Source organism: Holdemanella sp., from assembly GCF_056804935.1.
In genome coordinates this window covers 1-2,630 of the sequence record NZ_DBMEXE010000181.1, presented here as the reverse complement: position 1 = coordinate 2,630, position 2,630 = coordinate 1, and the positions used below count along the sequence as shown (strand labels likewise).

Annotated in this window: 6 protein-coding genes; 4 read left to right on the top strand and 2 right to left on the bottom strand. The window is 32.6% G+C overall.

From position 1 onward, the window contains the following. The 3 genes from ACZQCL_RS07815 to ACZQCL_RS07805 form a co-directional block, all read left to right on the top strand. A partial coding sequence (locus ACZQCL_RS07815; protein ID WP_482482621.1) for a DUF975 family protein occupies positions 1-399 on the top strand: 399 nt, incomplete at its 5' end. A 12-nt stretch (positions 400-411) separates the two neighbouring features. Continuing rightward, positions 412-912, top strand: a complete 501-nt coding sequence (locus ACZQCL_RS07810; RefSeq protein WP_482482619.1) for a flavin reductase — start codon at positions 412-414, stop codon at positions 910-912. Then, complete coding sequence (locus ACZQCL_RS07805) at positions 893-1,666, top strand: purine nucleoside phosphorylase YfiH/LACC1 family protein (RefSeq protein ID WP_329993784.1); 774 nt, start codon at positions 893-895, stop codon at positions 1,664-1,666. Before ACZQCL_RS07810 ends, ACZQCL_RS07805 begins: the two co-directional genes overlap by 20 nt. An 11-nt stretch (positions 1,667-1,677) precedes the next feature. On the opposite strand, the gene ACZQCL_RS07800 is transcribed toward ACZQCL_RS07805, so the two are convergent. After that, the gene (locus ACZQCL_RS07800) at positions 1,678-1,959 is read right to left on the bottom strand and encodes a hypothetical protein (RefSeq protein WP_329983945.1); all 282 of its coding nucleotides are present in this window, start codon (positions 1,957-1,959) and stop codon (positions 1,678-1,680) included. A gap of 113 nt (positions 1,960-2,072) precedes the next feature. Then, entirely contained in the window at positions 2,073-2,339 is a 267-nt protein-coding gene (locus ACZQCL_RS07795) for a hypothetical protein (RefSeq protein ID WP_270744097.1), read from the bottom strand. 147 nt (positions 2,340-2,486) lie between these two features. Here ACZQCL_RS07795 and ACZQCL_RS07790 point away from each other — a divergent pair. After that, the coding region (locus tag ACZQCL_RS07790; protein ID WP_482482622.1) for a DeoR family transcriptional regulator at positions 2,487-2,630 on the top strand (144 nt) is incomplete at its 3' end.

The window sequence follows — 2,630 nt, the reverse complement described above, 5'->3', positions numbered from 1 at the left end:
TACTTTATAAAGAATAATAACGAGAATCCTGAACTAAGTGAAATATTCAAAGGGTTTAAAGGCAATTATTTAAATGTGGTAAAAATCCTATTTTTAATGGATTTAAAAACCCTACTATGGCTATTCTTATTCATAGTACCTGGAGTTATTAAAGCTTACGAATATTCTATGATTCCATATCTATTGGCAGAAAATCCAAATCTTTCGGCTGATGAAGCCTTCTCTTTGTCCAAACAAATGACGACTGGACAAAAGATGGATCTATTTGTCTTAGATTTATCTTTTTTAGGATGGATTATTCTAGGCACAATTTGTTGCGGAATTGGACTTCTATTTGTACAACCATATCCAGAAGCAACAAAAGCCGAAGTTTATTTGATTTTAAAACACAGAATATAGGAGGAATTATATATGTTTGAAAAAGTTGATATTCATAGTCTAAACTTCAATCCTTTTGATAAGATTGGAAAAGACTGGCTACTTATCAGTGCTACAAAAAACGGTAAAACCAACACTATGACCGCTTCCTGGGGGACACTTGGTCACTTATGGAATAAGGATGTTGCGATTTTCTTTATTCGACCACAAAGATACACAAAAGAATTCGTTGATGAAAGTGAGACGTTTACCCTATCCTTCTTTGATGATAAACACAAAGAATTATCTTACTTAGGCACAAAATCAGGTAAGGATGAAGATAAGATTTCAAAAGTGAACTTCCATATTGAAATGGTAGATGGAAATCCTACATTTAAAGAAGCTAAAGAAGTCTTTATTTGCAAGAAACTCTATGTTGGAAAACTCGAAAAAGAACATTTCTTAATGCCTGAAATTTACGAAAAAAATTATCCACTCGATGATTTGCACTATGTATATATTGGAGAAATTACAGATGTCTATTCAAAAAAATAAAATTATTCATATCAATAACGAACACATATTTGGTGCTACTACACTAAAAAATATTGCTCTTTCTGAAAAGAACAATACCGCACTCCATGTGTGTATCGATCCAGAAGCTGTTATGATCAACCGCAAAAGATTAGCTGAAGAACTAAATATGCCTCTAGATAACTGGGTACTTCCTTGGCAAAAGCACACAAACAACATGGCCCACGTTACTTCTAGTGATAAAGGTAAGGGTGCCTATGACAAAAATACAAGCATTATGAATGTAGATGCCGTATATACGACAGAGCCAAACATTCTAATTGGTGTATTTACAGCTGACTGCTTAGGTATTCTTGTCATTGATGAAACAACACCATGCATATGTGCTATTCATTCTGGATGGAAAGGAACTACTTTAGAAATCACAAAAAAATGCTTGAGCGAATTAATCGAAAAAGATTTGATTCACCCTGAATCCTGTCACGTATATTTTTCTCCAAGTATTCAATTTGATTCTTTAGAAGTTGGCATGGAAGTTGTTGAACAAATGAAACAAATCAGCATTGATACAACACCTTTCATTCGTTATATGCCAAATGAAAAAGCCTATATTGATAATCAAGGTATCAATATTGAAATGTGTAAGGAATTAGGGGTTCCGGCACAAAACATTCATCCAAGTGTATATGATACAAAAAAAGAGCTCGATACATGTTTTAGCTATCGTAATGATAAACAAACAGGCGAACACTTTACCTTTGGATATATTAAATAAGCCCAAGCAATCTAGCTTGGGTTATTTTGTCTTTCGCGAAGGCGATTATCTAAATTGACCTTACGATAGATTTCGGCATGCAGTTCATAAAAATTCATCGATTTCAGCATGTCCTTTTTTTCTTTCGAACAATCCGGTCTGTCTAAGTAGTATAGGAAATGTGAATCTTGACACATATAGATAACTACGGCAAGTCCACAATCGAGGACATACGTTCTGGCATAAACATTTTTTTGATTATGAACTAATTCTCTTGCGAAATCTTCTGGTTCAAGATGGACGACTGTACACATTTCTTATACCTCCTTTGACACCTGCATTATGTATGAATTGTGGATTCTTCTCAATAGTTTAATTTAATTATTTAGCTTTCCAAGTTTTTATTTAAGATTCAAAAGATTTTATCTCAATTTGAGTTGGCTACAAAAATTTTAATTTTTAACGCTATTTCTTGCCTCAATTCCATTACATTCATTTCTCTTAATTCTTCTTTTTTAGAAACATCGACATCAAGACGATCCAAATAATAAAAATCATCCCTATCATAATATCCATACACAATACCGGCAATTCCATTATCTAAAACAATCGGCGTGGGAATCAATTGTTTCTTCTTTTTCATCATTGCCTTCGCAAATTCAACCGGATTCAATCGAACTACCATATCTATCACACACTTTCTTTAGACAATCTCATTATGCACAGAAACAATATTGAATTCATTACTCACTTTCAAATTATTTGTATTCCCACTTTTTATTCTGTTTTCAAAATATTTCGTTTATAATTTAATTGGATTCAAAAGAAAATAGGTGAAAACATGTCAAAGAAGAAAGAAGAAAGACAACTTCAAATTCGTCAAATTCTTGAAGGAAAAGAGAAAATAAAAGTCACAGAACTTGCCAAATTACTTTCTGTTACTCCAGAAACACTACGTAAAGATTTAGATGAACTACAAGAAAGA